2 protein-coding genes and 1 pseudogene are annotated in these 1,319 nt (G+C 66.2%); 1 reads left to right on the forward strand and 2 read right to left on the reverse strand.

Features of this window, described 5'->3' with window-relative positions; all coding sequences use genetic code 11:
- Nucleotides 1–507, reverse strand: a 507-nt coding sequence (locus tag ACFP9U_RS25105; RefSeq protein WP_378625610.1) for an HpcH/HpaI aldolase/citrate lyase family protein, incomplete at its 3' end; no start/stop codon positions are given.
- On the reverse strand, nucleotides 507–959 hold the full coding sequence (locus ACFP9U_RS25110; protein ID WP_378625611.1) for a MaoC family dehydratase: 453 nt from the start codon (nucleotides 957–959) through the stop codon (nucleotides 507–509). The genes ACFP9U_RS25110 and ACFP9U_RS25105, both read right to left, overlap by 1 nt.
- 128 nt (nucleotides 960–1,087) lie before the next feature.
- Between ACFP9U_RS25110 and ACFP9U_RS25115 the strand changes: the two are divergent.
- A pseudogene (locus tag ACFP9U_RS25115) lies at nucleotides 1,088–1,319 on the forward strand (hypothetical protein); the annotation flags it as partial.

Genomic DNA, 1,319 nt, shown 5'->3' on the forward strand with positions numbered 1-1,319 from the left:
CGCCTCGTCGCGTGCCGTTCGCGCGCCGATTTCGGCCGACAGGTCCTCCGCGCCCCAGGTGAGGCCGGCAAGGCGCGCGCTCGACCCGGCATAGGTGCCAGCGGCGAAGACGGCCGCCGCCGTTTCCGTGACGATCGGGAGAATGCGCGTAGTGCCGTCCTCAACGTTGCATTCGGCTTCGTGCACGCGCAGCTTCACCGAAAGCAGCGTCACGTCCTGCCCGCCCGCAGTCTTGGGCAGCATGACGCCGGCGGGCGCGGCCGGTATGACGGCGGCGAGGTCATCGTCGGTCATGCCGCTCGCAAGGGCATTCACCCGGACATAGAGACGGGCCGCCACGGTGTTTCGATGGTCGCGGATGAAGTCCGCCGCGATCTGCCGCGCCAGCGCTTTGCGCGCCGGCGCCACGGAATCCTCCAGGTCCAGGATCAGGACGTCGGCACCGACGCCGAGCGCCTTTTGCAGCTTCTTCTCCGAATCCGCCGGGACGAAGAGCAGGGACCGCATCAGTCCGGCCTCTTCAGGATCATGGCCTGGCGCAGGCAGCGGGCCACCAGCACCTCGTGCTGGTTATAGGCCCTGTGCTCGAAGGCGACGATCCCGCGATCGGGCCTGGAGCGTGACTCGCGCACGGTCTTCACTTCCGTCTCGACGCGGATCGTGTCGCCGTGAAAGAGCGGGTGGGGGAAGGCTGTCTCGCCCATGCCCAGATTGGCCACAGTCGTGCCGAGCGTCGTCTCATGCACGGAAATGCCGATCATCAGGCCGAGCGTGAGGAGCGAGTTGACCAGCGGCTTGCCCCACTCCGACTTCTCAGCGAAATCAAAGTCGATGTGCAGCGGCTGAGGATTGAGCGTCATGGCCGAGAACAGGACGTTGTCGCTCTCGGTGATGGTCTTGCGCAGCGCGTGCCTGACCACCATGCCGGGCGTGAAGTCCTCCAGATAGAGCCCAGCCATGTCTTGTCCTCCGCTTGCCCTTCATCTTTGATAGGCGCCCCGGCACCGGCCGGCAAGGCGGCGATTATGGTAAACCATTCCTATACGAATTGCCGCTAGCCTGAATCTCGCGGGGCGGGAGCAGGCAGTTGAACACCATTAAGCATTTTCTGAAATGGGTCGGGACGGCGAAAGTGTCGGAGCGGGCGGCGGCGGCGGCCGCGCTGGCGCGCGCCTACAGCCAGAAGCAACTCGCCTTCGAGGACCGCATGGCGGCCGAGGCCGCGCTGACGCTGCTTCTCGACGATCCGTCGGCCAAGGTGCGCCTCGCCCTTTCCGAGACGCTCTCTCTCAGCCGCTGCGCGCCGGCGCAAGTGGTGG

This window comes from Nitratireductor sp. GCM10026969, assembly GCF_042660605.1.
Taxonomy (GTDB): domain Bacteria; phylum Pseudomonadota; class Alphaproteobacteria; order Rhizobiales; family Rhizobiaceae; genus Chelativorans.